The 18269-nt window shown below is 58.5% G+C and carries 9 protein-coding genes; 7 read left to right on the forward strand and 2 right to left on the reverse strand.

Annotation, left to right across the window (positions count from 1 at the left end):
* Window position 1: 1 nt before the first annotated feature.
* The 5 genes from KF841_15500 (at window position 2) to bcmE (ending at window position 10516) form a co-directional block, all read left to right on the forward strand.
* A complete protein-coding gene (locus tag KF841_15500; protein ID MBX3396762.1) occupies window positions 2-3832 on the forward strand; it encodes an efflux RND transporter permease subunit in 3831 nt (1276 codons plus the stop codon).
* A 108-nt stretch (window positions 3833-3940) separates the two neighbouring features.
* The gene (locus KF841_15505) at window positions 3941-4660 is read left to right on the forward strand and encodes a heavy metal translocating P-type ATPase (GenBank protein MBX3396763.1); all 720 of its coding nucleotides are present in this window, start codon (window positions 3941-3943) and stop codon (window positions 4658-4660) included.
* A gap of 717 nt (window positions 4661-5377) precedes the next feature.
* Complete coding sequence (locus KF841_15510; protein MBX3396764.1) at window positions 5378-5920, forward strand: hypothetical protein; 543 nt, start codon at window positions 5378-5380, stop codon at window positions 5918-5920.
* Window positions 5921-6422: 502 nt separating this feature from the next.
* Window positions 6423-8438, forward strand: coding sequence for a hypothetical protein (locus KF841_15515; GenBank protein ID MBX3396765.1), 2016 nt, complete (start codon window positions 6423-6425; stop codon window positions 8436-8438).
* An 839-nt stretch (window positions 8439-9277) separates the two neighbouring features.
* Complete coding sequence (bcmE, locus tag KF841_15520) at window positions 9278-10516, forward strand: thiamine pyridinylase (protein ID MBX3396766.1); 1239 nt, start codon at window positions 9278-9280, stop codon at window positions 10514-10516.
* Window positions 10517-11040: 524 nt separating this feature from the next.
* On the opposite strand, the gene KF841_15525 is transcribed toward bcmE, so the two are convergent.
* Both KF841_15525 and KF841_15530 read right to left on the reverse strand, forming a co-directional pair.
* Window positions 11041-11481 carry a transposase gene (locus tag KF841_15525; GenBank protein ID MBX3396767.1) on the reverse strand — a complete coding sequence of 147 codons (441 nt, stop codon included), beginning with the start codon at window positions 11479-11481 and terminating at the stop codon, window positions 11041-11043.
* 38 nt (window positions 11482-11519) lie between these two features.
* Complete coding sequence (locus KF841_15530; GenBank protein MBX3396768.1) at window positions 11520-14285, reverse strand: autotransporter-associated beta strand repeat-containing protein; 2766 nt, start codon at window positions 14283-14285, stop codon at window positions 11520-11522.
* A 305-nt stretch (window positions 14286-14590) separates the two neighbouring features.
* Between KF841_15530 and KF841_15535 the strand changes: the two genes are divergently transcribed.
* Together KF841_15535 and KF841_15540 are read left to right on the forward strand one after the other, a co-directional pair.
* Complete coding sequence (locus KF841_15535; protein MBX3396769.1) at window positions 14591-15175, forward strand: sigma-70 family RNA polymerase sigma factor; 585 nt, start codon at window positions 14591-14593, stop codon at window positions 15173-15175.
* A gap of 528 nt (window positions 15176-15703) precedes the next feature.
* Window positions 15704-17686 carry a hypothetical protein gene (locus tag KF841_15540; GenBank protein ID MBX3396770.1) on the forward strand — a complete coding sequence of 661 codons (1983 nt, stop codon included), beginning with the start codon at window positions 15704-15706 and terminating at the stop codon, window positions 17684-17686.
* The last annotated feature ends 583 nt before the right edge of the window (window positions 17687-18269 follow it).

Raw genomic sequence — 18269 nt, forward strand, 5'->3', positions numbered from 1 at the left:
CATGATCGCAAGAATCATCGAATTCTGTTGCCGCAATCGGTTCCTGACACTCATCCTCACGTCGTTCGTCGTCGCAGGCGGAATCTGGACGGTCTTCAATATCCGTGTCGACGCGATCCCGGATTTGTCCGACGTCCAGGTCATCGTCTTCACCGAGTACCCAGGTCAGGCACCACAGGTCGTTGAGGACCAGGTCACCTATCCGTTGACCACGGCGATGCTGGCAGTTCCGTATGCTAAGGTCGTCCGCGGATATTCGATGTTCGGGTACTCGTTCGTCTACATCATCTTCGAGGATGGAACCGACATCTACTGGGCGCGGTCGCGCGTCCTGGAGTATCTGAACTACGTCGCCGGCCGGATACCGAAAGGTGTGACGCCTCAACTCGGTCCTGACGCGACCGGCGTCGGATGGGTCTACGAGTACTCGCTTCGCAACGGCTACTACTGCCCCAAACATCCCAACGGAATGTACCAGAACCCGGAACAACCGGGTCAATGGTATGCAACCCGTGAGGATGCCCCCGAGGAGATTCGCGATCGGCTTGAACGAGTCCGAATGTTTGAGCACGGGGGCAAATGTCCGTGGGATGGTGATACCGATCTGAGATTGGCGGAGTTTGACCTTTCCGAACTGCGCAGCCTTCAGGACTGGTACCTCCGGTATGAATTGACGGCGCTCGATGGCGTTTCCGAGGTTGCAGCCGTTGGCGGGTTTGTTCGGCAATACCAGGTCGTGGTCGATCCGGACCGGTTGCTGGCCTACAACATCCCGCTCAATCAGGTGAAAATGGCCATCCAGCGCTCGAATAATGACGTGGGTGGCCGCGTCTTGGAGATGTCAGAGACGGAATACATGGTCCGCGGCCGGGGATATATCGCCTCGTTGACTCCGGCCCAGGTGAAGGAGGCGCGGGAAGCCGGCATTCCGATCGATCGAGTCCGGGCTCAGCAAGGCATCCATGATCTGGAGCGGGTCGTCATACGCGCAACCGAAAGCGGAACGCCAGTTTATCTCAGGGATATTGCCGAAGTGAGGCTTGGGCCCGAAATGCGGCGTGGCCTGGCTGAGTCCGCGGGTGAGGGAGAAGTCGTTGGCGGCATCGTCGTGATGCGATTTGGCGAGAACGCGCTTCAGGTGATCCGCAACGTTAAGCACAAGATCGACGAATTGAAACAGGGACTTCCGCCGGGCGTGGACGTGGTGACGGAATACGACCGGTCCGGCCTGATCGAGCGCGCGGTGGAGACGCTGACTCATACGCTGATCAAGGAAATGATCGTCGTCGGGCTTGTCTGCATCCTTTTCCTGCTGCACGCGCGAAGTGAGCTGGTTGCTATCTTCGTCCTCCCGACCGGCGTCTTATGCGCATTAATCATCATGCACTGGATGGGCATCAATGCAAACATCATGAGCCTGGGGGGCATCGCACTCTCCATCGGTGTCATGGTAGACAGCTCCATTGTAATGGTCGAGAACTCGCACAAGCATCTGGACCGTGAAGAAGATCGAATCAAGGAGGAACTGGCGGCTGGGCGCACACCGATACATCGCCCTCGCGCTGAGCTCATTATTGAGGCCGCTCGGGAAGTTGGGCCCACTCTATTCTTCTCACTGCTGATTATCACCGTGAGCTTCTTACCAATTTTCGTCTTAGGCGAGCAAAGTGGACGCCTGTTCAAGCCGCTTGCGTTCACAAAAACATTCGCTATGGCAGCTGCATCGGTGCTCGCGATCACTATTATCCCGGTGCTGATGCTGTCGCTGATTACGTCCCGTGTATTGCCGAAAGAGTGGGGATGGCGGAGGAACCTCTCCATTACGCTGGGCGTGATGTTTATGCCGGCTGCCCTGATTTGGATTGCGCCGCTTGGTGCGTACGACCGGTATCGGCATTGGATCATGCTTGCGTGGATCATTCTTGCGGGAATGCTTCTTGTGCCGCAGAAGATTTTCCACGAACGCGTCAACCCCATCAGTAAGGTCTTACAATGGCTCTACAACCCGTTCTTCGGGTTCGCCATGCAACATCGCAAGAAGTTGATTCTGATGGCGATCCTGTTCGCGTTCAGCGGCCTCTTTCCCCTGATGGGGACAAGTCGGGTGCCGCTCGTGGGATCCACGTTGGCGAAATGGTTTCCGCGTCTCGATGCTACCTTCCCTGGCTTGGGTCGTGAGTTTATGCCGCCACTTGATGAGGGCGATCTGCTGTACATGCCGACGACAGATCCGGCCATCAGCATTACCAAGGCGCGAGAGTTGCTCCAGCAGACGGACGCCATCATCGCAAGTTTTCCCGAGGTGCATCACGTGTTTGGCAAGATCGGTCGAGCTGAGACGGCCACCGATCCCGCGCCATTAAGCATGATCGAGACGACCATTATGCTGGAGCCCGACCGTGAAAAGTGGCGGAAACGACGATTTGACCGCTGGTTTGGATTCCTGCCAGCCTGGACCAAAGACTGGAGCGGTCTTTCGACCTTCTGGCCGGAAGAACGGCCAATCACAATCGATGAGTTATGTTACGGATACGGCGATGGTGAAGAACACGTCCCTGGACTCAACGAGGCGGTGGCATTCCCCGGTTTAACCAACGCCTGGACGATGCCAATCAAGACGAGAATCGATATGTTGTCAACGGGCATCAAGACGCCTGTAGGCATCAAAATCATGGGTGACGATCTCGACGTGCTCTCCGATCTGGCTGAACGCATCGCGGCCGAGGTTCGGACCCTGCCGAATACCTTAAGCGCCTACCCAGAGAAGACCGTCGGGGGCCTATACGCAGACTTCAACATCGACCGCGACGAGATTGCTCGATACGGCCTGACCGTGGCCGATGTCCAGGATGTGATTCTTTCTGCAATGGGCGGAATGAACGTCACTTGGACGGTCGAAGGGCTGGAGCGGTATCCGATTAACCTGCGGTATAAGCGTGAGCTTCGCGACAATCTTCCCGCGCTAAGGCGGACGCTCGTCTCCACGCCCTCGGGTGCTCAGGTTCCCATCGCTCAAGTCGCCGACGTGGAGATCGTCCCCGGCCCGCCAATGATCAAGAGCGAGAATGCACGAAAGACCGCGTGGATCTACGTGGACCTGACGACATCCGACATCGTCGGGTGGATCGATCGCGCCAAGGCTCTCGTACGTGACACCGTGCCCTTGCCGGCTGGATACAATATTGTTTGGTCTGGCCAATACGAGTACATCCAGTCAGCCAATCGTCGATTGGCAGTCGCCGTGCCTGCCGCACTCGGCGCGATTATTTTCCTGCTGTATGTTGGGACACGATCCTGGTTCCGGACCATTCTTACACTGGTCACCTTTACCTATACGCTGGCGGGCGCGTTCTGGTTTCTCTATTTCTTGGACTACGACATGTCGTTGGCCATCGTAGTCGGCCTAATAGCCCTGGCGGGTCTCGATGCAGAGACGAATCTCGTAATGCTTCTTTACCTAGATAGCGTTTATGACACCTCCAAGGCTCAGGGCAGGATGCGTCATTTGCAGGATCTCTGGGAAGCAATCCACGAGGGTGCGGTCATGCGAATTCGCCCCAAGACCATGACGGTGGCAACGACATTCATGGGTCTCGTTCCACTCATGTGGGCCGAGGGCACGGGTGCAGATACGATGAGGCGGCTTGCGGCCCCCATGATCGGCGGACTAGCAACGAGCTTTTTCGGCGAGTTGTTGGTGTTTCCGGCGATCTATTTCGTTTACAAGCGTTTCGGAGAAATGAGACGTGAGGGTACGGCCGTTTGGCCAACGTCGAACACCATTGAGAACGATCATCCTGGCACTCCATCGACGGCTACGCCTCCGAGCTAGGATCGGCGATTTGGCGTTCATGCAAGTTCATATCAGCTGGTCGATTGAACGCGGCCAAGAGCTGGAGATACACGAAATATGGAGAAGACGCAGTTTAGGATCACCGGAATGCACTGCCAAGCCTGTGCCACGAAGATTCGCACCGCGCTTGAGGCTATCTCAGGCGTTGCAAGTGCGGAGGTCACACTGTCTCCACCGCGAGCAACGGTAATGCTGGAAACGCCGATTGATGAAGATGCGTTGCGCTCCGCCGTTCGTACCGCCGGTGACTACGATCTCGTTCGGCTTGGTCAAGCGGAGGAGGGGAACGCCGCGACCGGCGCCGCCGACACAATTAGCGATGCACAGGAGGAGAGCCTCTTTCCGCTGGTGTTGATCGTTGGCTTCATTGCAGGAGTGACACTGCTCGTCGGAATTCGGGCCGGTCGGTTCGATATGCAGGACATGATGAGCAACTTCATGGCGGGTTTCTTCATCGTATTTGGGTTCTTCAAGCTGCTGGACCTTCGTGGTTTCGTTGAGACCTACCGCACTTACGACTTGATCGCGATTGCGACGCCGCGCTGGGCGTGGGCGTATCCGTTTGTGGAGTTAACTCTCGGCGCAGCCTATCTGCTTCGCGTGGTGCCGACCGTCATTAATGTGGCCACGCTCGTCCTCATGCTGATTGGCGCCGTCGGGGTGGGTCGAGCGCTGACCAAGAGGCAACGAATCCGGTGTGCGTGCCTGGGAACGGTTCTTAACCTTCCCATGACTACCGTAACGCTAGTCGAGGACCTCGGCATGGCCGTAATGGCCGGCCTGATGCTCGTCTTGCAGTTGCTTTGATCTTGAAATTGCTCCAAGGAGAAAACCATGCAATTCTTCGACCTATTTACCATCTTCTTTGCTCAGTTTCTTAACTTCATTTTCGGACTACTCAGCAATGCGCTATCGCCATAATGCTGTCGAAACACCAGTCGGCGTGTCATCTATCACTTGAAACCGGCCACCAATTATCGAATCAAAACCAGCCAGTTGTTATTGATATACATCATTTCATCGGCTTTGACCAAGTCGCCGGTGTTTCGTTTGTTTTCCTTTTCGATCGTGTTTTGCCGGTGCTGTCGGCTTGAGTCGGCGCCCCATCGGATTTTACGTCCGATCGAGTTTGCGCCATGTCGGCTTTGTTTCGGACACCGCGGTCTTTGCGTTTTGTCCTTCGACCCTGGCATTCGGTCCGACAGTCTTGGCCTCTTGTCCAGCCCGGTCCTCGAACAGACTTCATAAACGGGCTTCCGTAGAGCAATACATCGCCCTTATCCTCCCACCATGATCGATGATCGAGTGCCAATCTTCAAGTTAACGTCCTCTGCTTTGGAAGCTTTGACGAATACACGGTTCCACCGTGGCTTCCCGTGCTTTGGCGTCTCAGACGACGGTGCACTGCTGAGGTTTCCTGGATCACTTACCCACCCGCGGTATGTCGAGGTATCGCCTGAATCTCGCTATCTTGCTCGTCAACTTCGAGGATTTCTACGTGAGCTGTGCTTTGACGGAGTGGACTTGAGTCGAGTGACGATCGACTTCGATGCCAGCGGCGCATTCGTCGTTACGGTCGGACCAGGACGTTCTAGCAAGCAATGGCTACCCCATGGCGGAGCGACCGCGAATCCGGCTCCCGGTCTCGTGATAAACCTCCAACACGGCATCTTGCTTTCGATGTGGAACACGTCGGGGAAGTTGGACGTTCACGATACTGCCTTTTTTCTCTCCGAGGCGGTGCTGCACTTCAAGAACCACCGTGATGAGTTGAAGTCGGATCCCTACCCAGGCGGTTCCTTCGAAACCCAGCTTAAGACCGGCCGTCAAGTCCGGGGCTTTCTTCAGCTTTTCCGCCCCGGCACCCATCCACTCTCCATAGCAGCGTGGGGCGATGCGGTGATCGATGCATACACCAAGGCCAATACGGTTGAGCAAATGCTAGAGGACCTGCCGACGATTCAGCAGGCTGCCAGCGGCAGCAGCGCCGAATTCCGCGAACTAATCGCCCGGCTTAGCAATCCCGGAGGAGACTTGCTCTTATTGGCAGCGATGTTCAAACGCTGAGGCCGCCGAGCGCCGCGCTTGGCCTTGGCGCCGGTGATTCCGTGATCTGAAGCCGGGGTCCGCGAAAGCAGGATGGGGTTGGGCAGCGAGGGGGAACCCCGCCAGGAAAACCGACCGATCTCCCAATTAGCCGATCCCAGCCAGCCAAACCCGCTTGGTGGGGTCAAAAACGCGGATTCCGGCCAGAAAAAGTTCAACTGGTGTCCAGTCGCCCCGAATCAAAATCAGAGATCGGTTCTGCTACGAATTCTCCGCGGCTTTCTCCTTGTCATCAAACAACTTATCATCGCCCCGTTGAGTTCAAAACGAGCGCCGAAAATCGGCGATGTTGAGGGGGGGCGACTGGACTGTCGAACTTTTCACGGTGAAATTGGTCTCACGATGTTCGGCCGCTTCCTTGTCCGAGGGATGCGGTCGGCATCGGTGGCGTGTTCAGGAAGAAAAGACGCGGAAGCCCGGCTCACAAACAGGACGCCGCAATTCCAGAAGGCGAATCTTCATCATGAAGTCAATCCTCCAATGTTCGCTCCGTTGTGTTCAGGGCCTGCTGGAAGGCATGGGAGGCAATGCCTTCTGGGACGGCTTGAGCGAGTCACTGAAGGGATTGATTTCGCCGACGGCTGGCGTTGCGGTTGCCGGGGTCGCCGCGACTCCGAGCGCACCACTACTGTTGCCTATGGCGGCTGGGACCGGGCTTGTCGTTGGTTCACTGGTCCTTTCGCATCGAAGCGCCGTCCGCGACGCTAAGGAGAAGCTCCGACACGAAGCGACCTTGAAGATTCTGCGAAAGCGAACGAAGGCTTCGATCGACCGATTTGATGATTTGGATATTGCGATCAAGCTTACCAATCAGAACTTTCTTATTCGCCTAAACGAATTGGAAGAACTTATCGACGCAAAGGACGACGACGAACGTCTGAAAACGCTGCTTGAGACGAACGAATCTCTGTTCATCGCGCTTGACAAGGTGATTGTCGATAACCACTCGCAATTGAAATCCCTGATTACGGACATCGATCGCGATGTCGCCGAGCTTGGTCAGGATTTGAATGAGCGACTTGCCGCCATGCACGAATCGCAGCGGCATTTGTTTGGCGAGGTGGGCTCTATAAAGCAAACGGGGGAAGATACGAACCAGATTGCCCGAGGCAATTCTGCCAAGCTGGATCAAATCTTGGCAGCCCTTACCAATATCCCCGGCGATAGCCCTAATCCGCGGCAGCAAGTTATGCAAGTCCTTGAGCAAGCCCAACATACCGAAGACGGCGCGACGGCAATCCCTAGTGCTGAAGCCGCTTCTCATAAAGCTGTGCGCGTATTCGCGGGAACGCTCGCGGCTCAAATCGCCGACATGCAATCCACCGAAAATGGAATGAATGTTAGATTCTTCTCTATCCGCGAGACCCTTCGAGAGAAATTCGAGCGCATAGGGGTTGATGTTGACTCCATGCTGATTGAGGTAGAGCGTTTGCGTGAGATGTTTCGATCGGCGCGTTTTTCCACAGGTGGCGGTTCGTCTCCCACAACAGTGGAACAGCTTAGAGTGCTTCGCCGTAATCTACACCTAGTAGCCTTAGAAATGGCGCAGTTCCCAACGGACCTGCTGGAGCGTGCTGCAAAACATGGAGTCTACTACTACCAGTTTGGTGGAGGACTCTCGGAAGCTGGTTATTTGCACCGACTTTTTCCCGACGCACTCGCAATTGAAGATCCCAAGGAAAGATGGAGGGCGGCGGCTGAGATCGGCTTGGATCCACAGCACGATGAGTATGGACTAGAGAATCTCGGGCGAATGCTCAGAACAACAAACGACATCTTATCACTTTCGCCATTAACATTCAGCGACGGTCTTGCGCAGCATGGATGGCTTTCGATTGACGACTGGAAAGCCGACTCTCGTTGCGTGCTGGCTTTCGGCTGCTACAGGAATGCAGATCAGACAAGCTCCGCGACGGCCTCGGCATGGCCGAGTGTCCTGCTGTTCAATTGTCGAGCAGACTGCTCTGTGTCACCGATTGGATGCTTGGTGGCCAGACATGTGAATCTCCGCAGCATCTCTATGCACGAGCGAGATTCCGGCGGGTTCTGGATGTACGCGCGAGACCCTGATTATGCGTATGAGTGGAATAACTCCGCGTCGACGCCGGCGCGAGTGTGGTCGGCACCGACCCGAGATACCGCGCCGATTTTCGATGTAACAAGTTACTCCGATGAAGGCGAACGGAAGGTAGCTGTACGCCGTAGGAATGACATCATATTCGATGACGGAGAAAACACGACTGTGATCGAAGTGCAGGGGCATTATCGTTGTGAACCACGTCTTATTATCGATGAAACGAACAGCGAGTTGCTTGAGGTCGATCGAGTAGCAGAGCATGCGTACTCTGAAAGGCCTAACGCATTCGTTCCGGAATATTTCCGAGTGCAGGTGCCCTTGAAAGGTGCTACCCGATTTTGCGTTCGAATGAAGATTGACGACCAAGCATATCTCGACAGGACTAACCGCCCCATCGTTTGAACCGCTGCGTCGTTAACTGCGGGAGAGCGCCACCCGGATGGCGGTGCACCGACGTTTGTCCTCTCCGCGAGCGAGACCTTGACACGGTTTGATGGTTGGCACCTTCGGACCGTCGGGAAAGTGCCAATCCTCATGCTAAGAGCACGTTCTCAGCCGCGCGGAATGGACAATCCGGAGTCACGGTGGTTGTTCCTGATTGACATTTCCGGGCAGGAACCCAGACTATTCACCCAGCCCATCCGGACTAATGCGAGAATTCTTTCCTCGACCGTCATCGAGTGTGGAGAAAGCATCTTCGCTTTCTGTTCGCTGCTTTCGGACCATGAGTTGAGGCGCGGAGTCGCAGGATGGAAATTGAACAAGCGGTCGGGTTCGTGGGAACCCAGCGGATTCTGGTACGATACAGACTTTTCTAAGTGGAACTTGGAAGATGTTCTGGACATTCATGCAATAGCGCGAGGTAGCGAAGCCGACGTTTTTTTTGTTGTCCGACGTCACAGGGGTATGGAATACAGGCATGTTTTGTGCCACTTCTGCTCCGCAGGCCGGGACGTGAAGGAACTGATAGAGCTACCAAACAACTTCAACGAAGGCAGCTCAGCTATCCTCGCGATACAACGGCATTGACCGTTTGATAGCGAGCTTTTGTCTATGGCCGCGAGCACAAATGGGCCTTTTCATCGCAAAAACGCACAAAAAGTTCAACTGGTGTCCAGTCGCCCCGATTTCATTCACGGTTTCACGATCAACGTGGCTCGGGCCTGACGCTGGGGCGAAGTCTCTCGAAGAATTCGGAATTCACGTAGGCTGTCACCACCTGATTCAGAGGGAGGCCCTGTATGCGGATCACGCGATTATTCGATGCAGCCATCGTGGCGTTGTCACTGATTCTGGTCGTGGCAGGATGCGGTTCGACCGGACGAACGACGGGGGAAGCAGCAAGTAGCTCGAAACCGGTCGCGGAGGCCCCAAGACCACTCCGGGTGGCGCTGTTCCCTTACGTACCCGACAAGAAGCGAATGGAGGAATTGCTCATCGAGCGATGGCGCAATGTGTCGATCTATCCGATCGAGTTCGTGGAGTTCTGGGACGGCTACTCCAGTGACCCAACCGAGGATCTCGACGTGTTCGAGTTCGACGCGATGAGCTTGGAGTATTTCGTCCGCAACGGGTTCGTGGCGCCTGCCGATCCGGCCACCGTCCTTGCACCCGAAGACATTGCGGACTTCGCTTGGGACGCGGCACATGTTGACGGTGTGTTGTACGGCGTTCCTCGACTGGCCTGTACGTTTGCACTTTTCTACCGCGACGGCGATATCGACCTTGAACAAGCCAAAGGGCTGGCCGATCTAGAGCGAGTGCTTGCTCCGGAGGCGGGAGGCGGGACGCCCCCTGAAGCTGGACGCGGGCTGCTGATCGACTTGACGGGTTCGACCGACTGCGTCAGTCTCTATTTCGATGCGCTGCTGGATACAACCGGCAAGTACTGTATCCGGCCTCCACTGCCGTCGGTCGCGCAGCTCGATCAGAACGCTCTCGCGAACCTGCAGGTGCTCGCCCGAACGGCGGGCAGACCGCAGGCGACTTTTGAGGATAACACATATCGGCAACGGTCTCAGTGGTTCGCTGAGGGGCGTGGCCGGGCGTTCGTCGGGTATACCGAACGCGCAGGCGTAGTGCCTCCTGCCGCGACAGCCAAGTGGCGTGTTCGTCTGCTACCTATGGGTACTGAGAACAAAGTCAACATGTGCTTTGTGGATGTGCTGTCGGTCTCACCGCGACTACGCGGAGAGCGGCAAGCTGTCGCACAGCAGTTTGTCGCCTTCGCTACGGCGAGCGAGACTGTGCTCGCGTGCCTTATGCCGCCCTCTGACGGACGAACGCCATCCCAATATCTGCTGCCAGTTCGCCGGTCGGTCGCCGCGGACCCCACCTTGCAGGCCGCAGCCCCGCTTTACAGGGACCTGGTCTGGTTCATTGATCCAGAGAGCAACCCGCGGGCTCATCGGTTTGGGGAAGAGGGGCGAGCATGGCTGGAAGCGAACAAGAGGGCAATCCGCGCGAAGCTGTTTCCGTGATCCCCACGTAATGGAAGCGCGGCGGGCCACGCCAACTTCACCCCTCAGTTCAAAGTACGAGAGTGAGCGGGAGCGGTCGGTCCTCTATCCCGTGCTTTTCACGGTTTCACGGCAGGAGAATCCGCGTTTCCGGCCTCCAAGAGCGGCTTCCCTCGACAAAAAGTTCTATTGGCGTACTGTCACCCCGATTGCCGCCACAGGCGGCAATAGAGCAGGAGAGGAGTGAAAGGAGAGGGTAAAGAAGGCGGGCTTTCTTCCTCCTCGATTGGACGCCCTGTCGGCGCGGTTGCCCTCTCCTGCGGTCTCCTTTCTACTCTCTCCTCTCATGGCCTTCACGTTCGAGAAGCTGATCGTCTATTGCTCCGTTGAAAACCTTACGCGGCACGCCTGAGGATGCTCAGGTCATGAGTCAGCACCTTCCAAAGCGCCTCTTCAGTTCGGCCGCGGTCGCTGGTCGCGCGCAGTTCGCAGCCCAGGCAACGCTTCATTTGCGAGATCGCACTCTCGACGTGCCAACGCCGCCCTTACACGCGCTTGGGAAAGGCCCGCTTCATCTGCCGACGATACCGGGCCGTCGGCCACTTGCGGGCATTGCGTCTGTTCAATTTGATGATCGTCGAGCGGATGCCCAGTTCTTCGCGGGCCAGTCGATGGTTGTGTTCGCCATCGTACCCGGCGTCGGCCAGCAAACGATCGATCGGAAGGTGGTCGCAGGCCAGACGCACCGCCGGCGGAAACTGCGGCGAGTCCTGGCTCGGTCCCGGACTGACCACGGCTGCCGCGAACAAGTAACTATGCGTGTGACAGACCAGAGTGAGTTTGGGCCAGGCATGTCGAAGATGGGGCCGCTGGCCGCTGCGCCAGACGAAGTAACGCGACGTGTGGCGTCTCTCCAGCCCCGTAGCGTCGATGACCGCCTCCGGCCGCGCGTCGATCAGGCCGCCTGCCGGGGCGCGGTCGAAGATGGCGGCCAGGAGAAGTTGGAAGCCCCTTTTTTAACCGGCTAGGAACCGAGCACCGCTGCCAGGAAGTCCTGCACGTCCAGTCCATCTACCGCCAAGTCCTGGTTCATGTCGCCGTGGGCGATGTCGCACGCCGGGTAGGCGTCGACGAATTCGTCCGGGTCGAGCAGCGCCATGATGAAGGGGTCCACGTCGGCGAGGTCGACGACGCCGTCGCAGTTCATGTCGCCGGGCGCTGTCGGAGCCGGCGTGTAGTCCAGGAAGATCAGCCGATCGTCGCGGCGCACGCTGAACGTGCCGCTGTGTGCGTTCGCGAATTCGCTCGTGTCGATCGTGAACGCGGTGGCGTTGAAGTTGGGGTACTGGTTCCCCGCGCCGCTGGCCGAGCCGTCGATGATCAGCCAACTGTACGGCTGGTTCGGATCGAACCCATCGGCCGCGCCCGGCAGACCGGTGTTCGGATCGATGGTCGTCACGACGACGGTCACGCCCGGGGTACTGGTGAAGTTCAGCGGGCTGCCGAGGGTTAGAACGTCCCAGCCGATGCCGGCGCCGCTGACTGCGTCCAGCGCGGCGTCCTTCAGGTTCCAGTGGTAGATGGAACCGCCGCGAAACTCGGACTGCACGGTGACGTGCAGCGACCCGACGGCGTCCGGCGCCGGACCGGGCGAGAGCACGCCATCGGCCCGCACCGACAGCGAGCCGTTGATCACCCCGTCGCCGCCCAGCGTGCCGCCGGCCAGCGCGCGATTGGCCGCGCTGGCGACGGAGCTGTTGATGAACAGCGCGCCGCCGGAAACGTTTGTCGCGCCGGTATGCGTCTTCGGCTCGCCCGCGAGGATGACCACGCCGTCGTCACCGATCACGACGAGGTCGCCCGGACCTTGCACCGGCCCGTTCACCGTCAGCGTCTTGTTCCATCCGACGCACAATCGCCCCTCGCCCTCGGCGAGAACGATCGTCCTCGCGGATGAGAGATTGAGGTCCGCTTCCTGATTCATCAGCACGCCGCCGGTCTTCAGCGTAACCGTGCTCGAGTTCGCGCCCAGCGATCCGTTGGCCACCGCCCGCAGGACGCCCTCGTACACAGTGGTGCCGCCGGTGTAGGTGTTGTTGGTGCGCCGAAGGATCGTCGTTCCCGGACCGCGCTTGACGATTTTTGTGCTGCCGGTGATTTGGTAGGACGCGTTCGCGTTGTCCCAGGTCGAGTATTCGCCGGTGTGGTTGAAGTGAATCGTGCCTTCGCCGTTGCCGGTGGTGATGCTTGGCGCGTCGACGGTTCCGGGCAACTCGGCTGGCGATCCCGCGGGGGCGCCGAGATTAAGTACGCCCATGCCGCCGGCCTGGTTGCCCAAAATAATAGCCGGGGAGCTGGCAAGTCCGCCGTCTACAAGCGTCAGTTCGCCGGCGCCGCCATAGCCGATGTACCGCGTACCGGTCGAGACCCAAGCCGAGCCGGGACCGGTGATGCTTGCCGATGCGATCGATGTCGCCTGGGTCCCAGTCCACGTCGTTCCCGAATTCACGTAGCCGCCATTCGAAATCGTCATGTCGGCCTGACCGCTGCTTCCGATGGCGAGGTTTCCGGATACGTCCCATTGCGATCCCGGCCCGCTGACGAGCACGCTCGCCGTTGAACCCGCGGTGGCCCCGGCGCTGGCAGACGCGCAGGTCGCCACGCCGCCGTTGGTGATGTTTAGTTCGCCGTGACCTGCCGTGCCGATGTTCAAGCCGATGCCTGTGGTGACCGTGAGCGACGACCCCGCCCCGCTGATGCTCACGGTTCCTACGCTTCCGGATTGAAACGCCGACCACAAATTCCCGCACTCGACGGCGCCACCGTTCGAGATAATCAAACCGGCGGCGCCCGCGTCACCCAGGTGGAAGCTGCCGGACGTCAACCAATGCGACCCTGGTCCGTCGACGAAAATGCTCGCGGTCGAGCCGCCCCAGTTCCCCGCGACTGCGAGTTGGCTGTTCAGTACGCCGCCGTTGGTGATGATCAGTTGGCCATGGTCTCGCGAGCCGATATAGGTGGTTCCGCTGGCGGCGACAGTCGCCCCCGCCCCGCTGATGTTGACGGTTCCGTCGCTGCCGGATTGCGTTGCCGCCACAAGGTCCTCACATTCGACCGTACCGCCGCTCTCAACCGTCAACGTCCCTAGACTGCCGTTTTCATAGCCAACGTGTATGGTCGTGCCGGTGATCGCGTGCCCGCCTTCGGCGACAGTCATGGCGCCATAACCTCGAAACCCCACAAAAAAATCGAGGTTACTTTCAAAATAGGAGCCCGCGCCTTCGACGAGGATCTCACCCTGCGATCCAGACCAATACCCGACCTGGACGGAGTAGCCGCCGTTGATTTCGCCGCCATCCACGACGCGCAGCACGCCGGCGCCCGATTCGCCAACGGTGAGGGGGGCCGCAAACGCACCCACCGCCCAGGTCGCCGGCCCAGCGACCTCGACCCGCCCCAGCGAGCCTGCCTGCACGCCGATCGAGCTGCCTCCTGATGTACTCAGCGAGCCATCATGGATGCGGAGGTCACCGAACACGCCGACCTGTCCCACGGCCAAGGGGCCCGAGGTCATGCCAGGCGCGACAATGATGCAAGGTATGGCCGATGCCGGCGAGACGATCACGGTATCTGCCGCGGTCGGCACCCCACTTGGCGTCCAGTTCGCCGACACATTCCAGAATTCGGACGACGACCCGCCCCACTGCTTGGTTGCTCCCAAAGCCCCACCCCGATCGAAGGCCCACGTCGCTGCAAATACCAACATCCAGACAACCTGTTTCGTGTTCAATTGTCATCCTCCGCGTGGCTCGTAAGTGATCGATTCGAAAACCAGTACAGGCGACAATCCGCCGCGCATCCATCACACGGTCGGGGACGCAAGGGCGCAACAAAAATGAGTGGTCGTGAGGCGCCGCCGATCCCGACTACGGGCTGCCTCGTGCCGGTTCGACTCATAATGCGATGAAAACAAAGGATTTAGACGCGGCGACCGGCTTGAAGCCCGGTGGCCGGAAGCGGTATCCTCATTAGGAGTCGCCCTCGCGGGCTGCGGTGTCCACCTGTCCGACGCGGCGGATCGACTGAGAATCGCTCATGAGCGGGATCGAGTCCGACGGAAACGAGATCACCTGCCTGCTGGAGGCGGCCGGGCGCGGGGAAAGCTCGGCCGCCGAGCGCCTGCTGCCGCTGGTCTACGAGCGCCTCCGAGCGCTGGCCGCGAGCTATCTCGCGCAGGACCGTCCGGGGCACACGCTCCAGCCGACCGCCCTCGTACACGAGGCGTATCTGAAGCTGGTCGGGTCGGAAAACATCCAGTGGGAAGGCCGCTCGCATTTCTTCTCGGTGGCCGCCAAGGCCATGCGGCAGATCCTGATGAACCACGCGCGCGACCGCCGGGCGTTCAAACGCGGCGGTTTGGGAGAGCGGGTGACGCTCCACGACGCCCAGGCGTCTTCGTCGGACATCGATGTCGATCTTGAACGGCTCGACGGTGCGCTGACCGAGTTGGAGCGCGTGGACCCGCGTCAGAGTCGAGTCGTGGAGTTGCGATTCTTCGGCGGAATGACCATTGAGGACACGGCTGCCGTAATGGGCCTGTCGGAACGTACGATTCAACTCGAGTGGCGGATGGCCAAGGCCCGGCTGAAGACCTACTTGGATGGCGCGAATCCGTCATGACGCCGGCGAGCAACGACGAGCGGATCAAGGAAGTTTTCTTCGCGGTTTGCGAGGCCCCGCGCGGAGAGCGCACGCGCCTGCTCGACAGGCTCTGCCAGGGCGACGCACCGCTGCGCGACGCAGTCCGTACCCTGCTGACTGCCGACGAACAAAACCGCCCCGGGTTCCTGGAACAGCCCGCGCTGGGCCACCTGCTGCGCGCCGACTCGCTCATCGCGCCGGCGGCGGCCATCCCACTGAAGCACGTCGGCGCTTACGAAATCCTGCGCGTTATCGGAGAGGGCGGCATGGGCGTCGTGTACGAAGCGCGGCAGACCAGTCCTCGTCGTTCTGTTGCGCTGAAAATGATCCGCCCGGGCGTCGCCTCGCGCCAGGCCGTGGAGCGCTTCCGCCGCGAGGCCGACGTGCTGGCGCGGTTGCGCCACCCCGGTATTGCTCAGGTGTATGACGCCGGCGTGTTCGGGGACGGCGAAGCACAGCAACCCTACTTCGTTATGGAGTTGATTCAGGGCGATCCGCTCGACCGCTTTGCGGATAAACACCATCTCGACGAGCGATCGCGTCACCATCGAGACGCCGTTCGATCGCGATCACCTTCTTCGGGTTACCCAGGCCGGCAACCGGCTGACACATTCCAGCCAGACTGCGTTCGGAAACGTCGGCATCTATGATTACGAATATCAGTCGAACAAGCAGTTCAACGTCACCGAGGAGGACCAGGTCACCGACACCTATCAAATCGATAAACTCGAAGCCGTCCGGACCTATGGCTACGACATGCTCGACCGGCTCACGTCGGCCGCGCTGACCGACTCATCCGACTGGAGCGCCGTGGCGACGCAGACGACGACGTGGTCCAGCCTCGACGATCTCGGCAACTGGCTGACCCACAGCGACCGGGGCGCGACGGCGATCAACCGCACGTTTGACAAGGCCAACCGCATGAACGACTGGGGGATCGTCAACACGAATACCCTCCACAACGCCGCCGGCAACCAGGTCAAGCTCCCCACCGTCGCCGGCGACGCCCTGCACCCCGTGGTATACGACCACCTCAACCGCCTCACGGCTGTGCGCAACGCGCCCGACACGCAGAACACCGGCACCTTCGACTACGACGCCCTGGGCCGGCGGATTCTTGTGGCCGACGGCCGCGTGCCCGACCTCGACCGGTGGTATTATTACGATGGCGTGAACGAGATTCTGGAGGCGGCCGACAGCGGGGCCACCGTGCTCCGCTGGTACGTCCACGGCGTTTCCTACATCGACGAGCGGCTGATGATGTACGCCGAGTATGATGTGACCGGAACGAACGCGGCCGACTTGTCCTACTTCTACGCCATCGACCGGATGTACAACGTGCGAATGCTGCTCGATGCGACCGGGGCCATTTTAGAGAGCTATGCGTACGACCCGTATGGTGAGCCGCTTATCCGCGAGTGTGCCGGGCGTGGCGATATGTCAGGCGACAGCATAGTGAGCAAGGATGGGGACGAGGATGCGTTCTTGAATGCCCTGAGTTGTAGCACGTTCGACCCGAGAGCGGACGTGGATGATGACGGCGAAGTGGACCAGGATGACGCAGCCCTCTACGATGCTAAGATCGCCATCTGGGACGGCGGGCATCCTCAGCCGGTGAAAACGGCTCGGAGCCTGATCGGCAACCCCTACATGTTCCAGGGCCGGCCGAATTTTGTGTTCGGCAGCGACATCGGCGGCGAGAACCCGAAGTTCACCCTTAATGATCATCGCAGCCGATTTGTCGACCCCATGACGGGAAGATGGATGACGAGGGATAGCTCTGGGTACATTGATGGGTACAATCTTTTTGCATTCGCACACACCAATCCTGTGCTATTTGCTGATCCACTGGGAGCACAAAGCACTCAGCCTAGTACGCAACCTGCAAGCCAGCCCGCTTCTCAACCAACCGAGAAAAGTGCCTGCGACAAAGCCCTAGAAGAAGTGAAGAATAGCGCGTTTTACAAACAGTATAAGGCCCTCAGTGAAAAGAACACTGAAGACTGTCCTATGCCTGAAATGAGCTGCGCGCCATGTTCGGATCCCGGCCCGGACAAACCAGTTCCTGCGGGGCAGTACGATTGGAAAACGCGTAATCTGCAAATGTGCACAAACGCTCGAAAGATCGGCGGCGGGGGCGGCTTGAGCCAACAAGAATTCAAGGAGAACGTCGAACACGAACTCTGGCACGCATTGCAAGATTGTACGATTAGGATTAACAATCGGACTGGTGGCAAGAGTGGCCGCGTGCCTCCCGGTTGTCCTCCAGACAAAACAATAGATGATTGTCAGTTTTCTGCCGCCGTGGAAGCCGACGCTTATTGGAATACTAACAACAACGCGGGAGGTAAAAACCCAAACGATCCGGCAGTTCATAAAGCGCGATGCAATGCAACATTGAATGGTTGCCGGGCATCGGCGAAGAGTTGTAAGGACTCGGACAGTGCATGCAAGAACATACTCAGAAATCACTATAATTGTAAGTTTTGATTGATTGTTTTCGTTGCCTAATTTCGGAGTCTGTGAATCAGTGCGGCACGGAGCCAGTAAACCGAAGCGTTTTCGTGCTTCGTACAGTGTGCTTCTCTTGGCATCTTTTGCGATTTGTACTGGCTGGGTGATTAGTTATGTGCGGCCTTACGCAGTACGATTAGTAAGCGCTGCAGTGTTGGAGTCGCGTTATGGCGTAGTGTCGGTTTTGCTTAAGAAGCCCGGATCTCAACAGGCCGAAGACTGGTCAAGAATTGCAGTCGAGACACTCTGTGCAGATACCTTAATTGGCGAAATAGGCGAGCCGGAGCGCCCTCCGCTGTATCCAGCCAGGGTATGGCACCCATTTCTTGCCATCGAGCAACACGAATATCTGGGTGTGTTCTTAGATCCGCATAGTCGATTTAGCGTTTCATATTCACTGTTGGCACTTTTTCCGCTTGTCTTGGCGTTGACTGTCTTTGTCTGGCGAAGGCGGATCTTGAGTATAGACCAGATTAAGCCAGTGTGTGTAAGTTGTGGTTACTCATTAAGGGGCAACAGTAGTGGGACTTGCCCTGAATGCGGAGCAAAGATTCAGGAG

It is taken from the genome of Phycisphaerae bacterium, from assembly GCA_019636475.1.
In the GTDB taxonomy this organism is placed as follows: Bacteria; Planctomycetota; Phycisphaerae; order UBA1845; family UTPLA1; genus JADJRI01.

Bases quoted from the DNA above. Each gene is read 5' to 3' on its own strand.
- KF841_15505 (MBX3396763.1), top strand. From the start codon at position 3,941: ATGCACTGCCAAGCCTGTGCCACGAAGATTCGCACCGCGCTTGAGGCT.
- KF841_15500 (MBX3396762.1), top strand. From the start codon at position 2: ATGATCGCAAGAATCATCGAATTCTGTTGCCGCAATCGGTTCCTGACA.
- KF841_15515 (MBX3396765.1), top strand. From the start codon at position 6,423: ATGAAGTCAATCCTCCAATGTTCGCTCCGTTGTGTTCAGGGCCTGCTG.
- bcmE (MBX3396766.1), top strand. From the start codon at position 9,278: ATGCGGATCACGCGATTATTCGATGCAGCCATCGTGGCGTTGTCACTG.
- KF841_15535 (MBX3396769.1), top strand. From the start codon at position 14,591: ATGAGCGGGATCGAGTCCGACGGAAACGAGATCACCTGCCTGCTGGAG.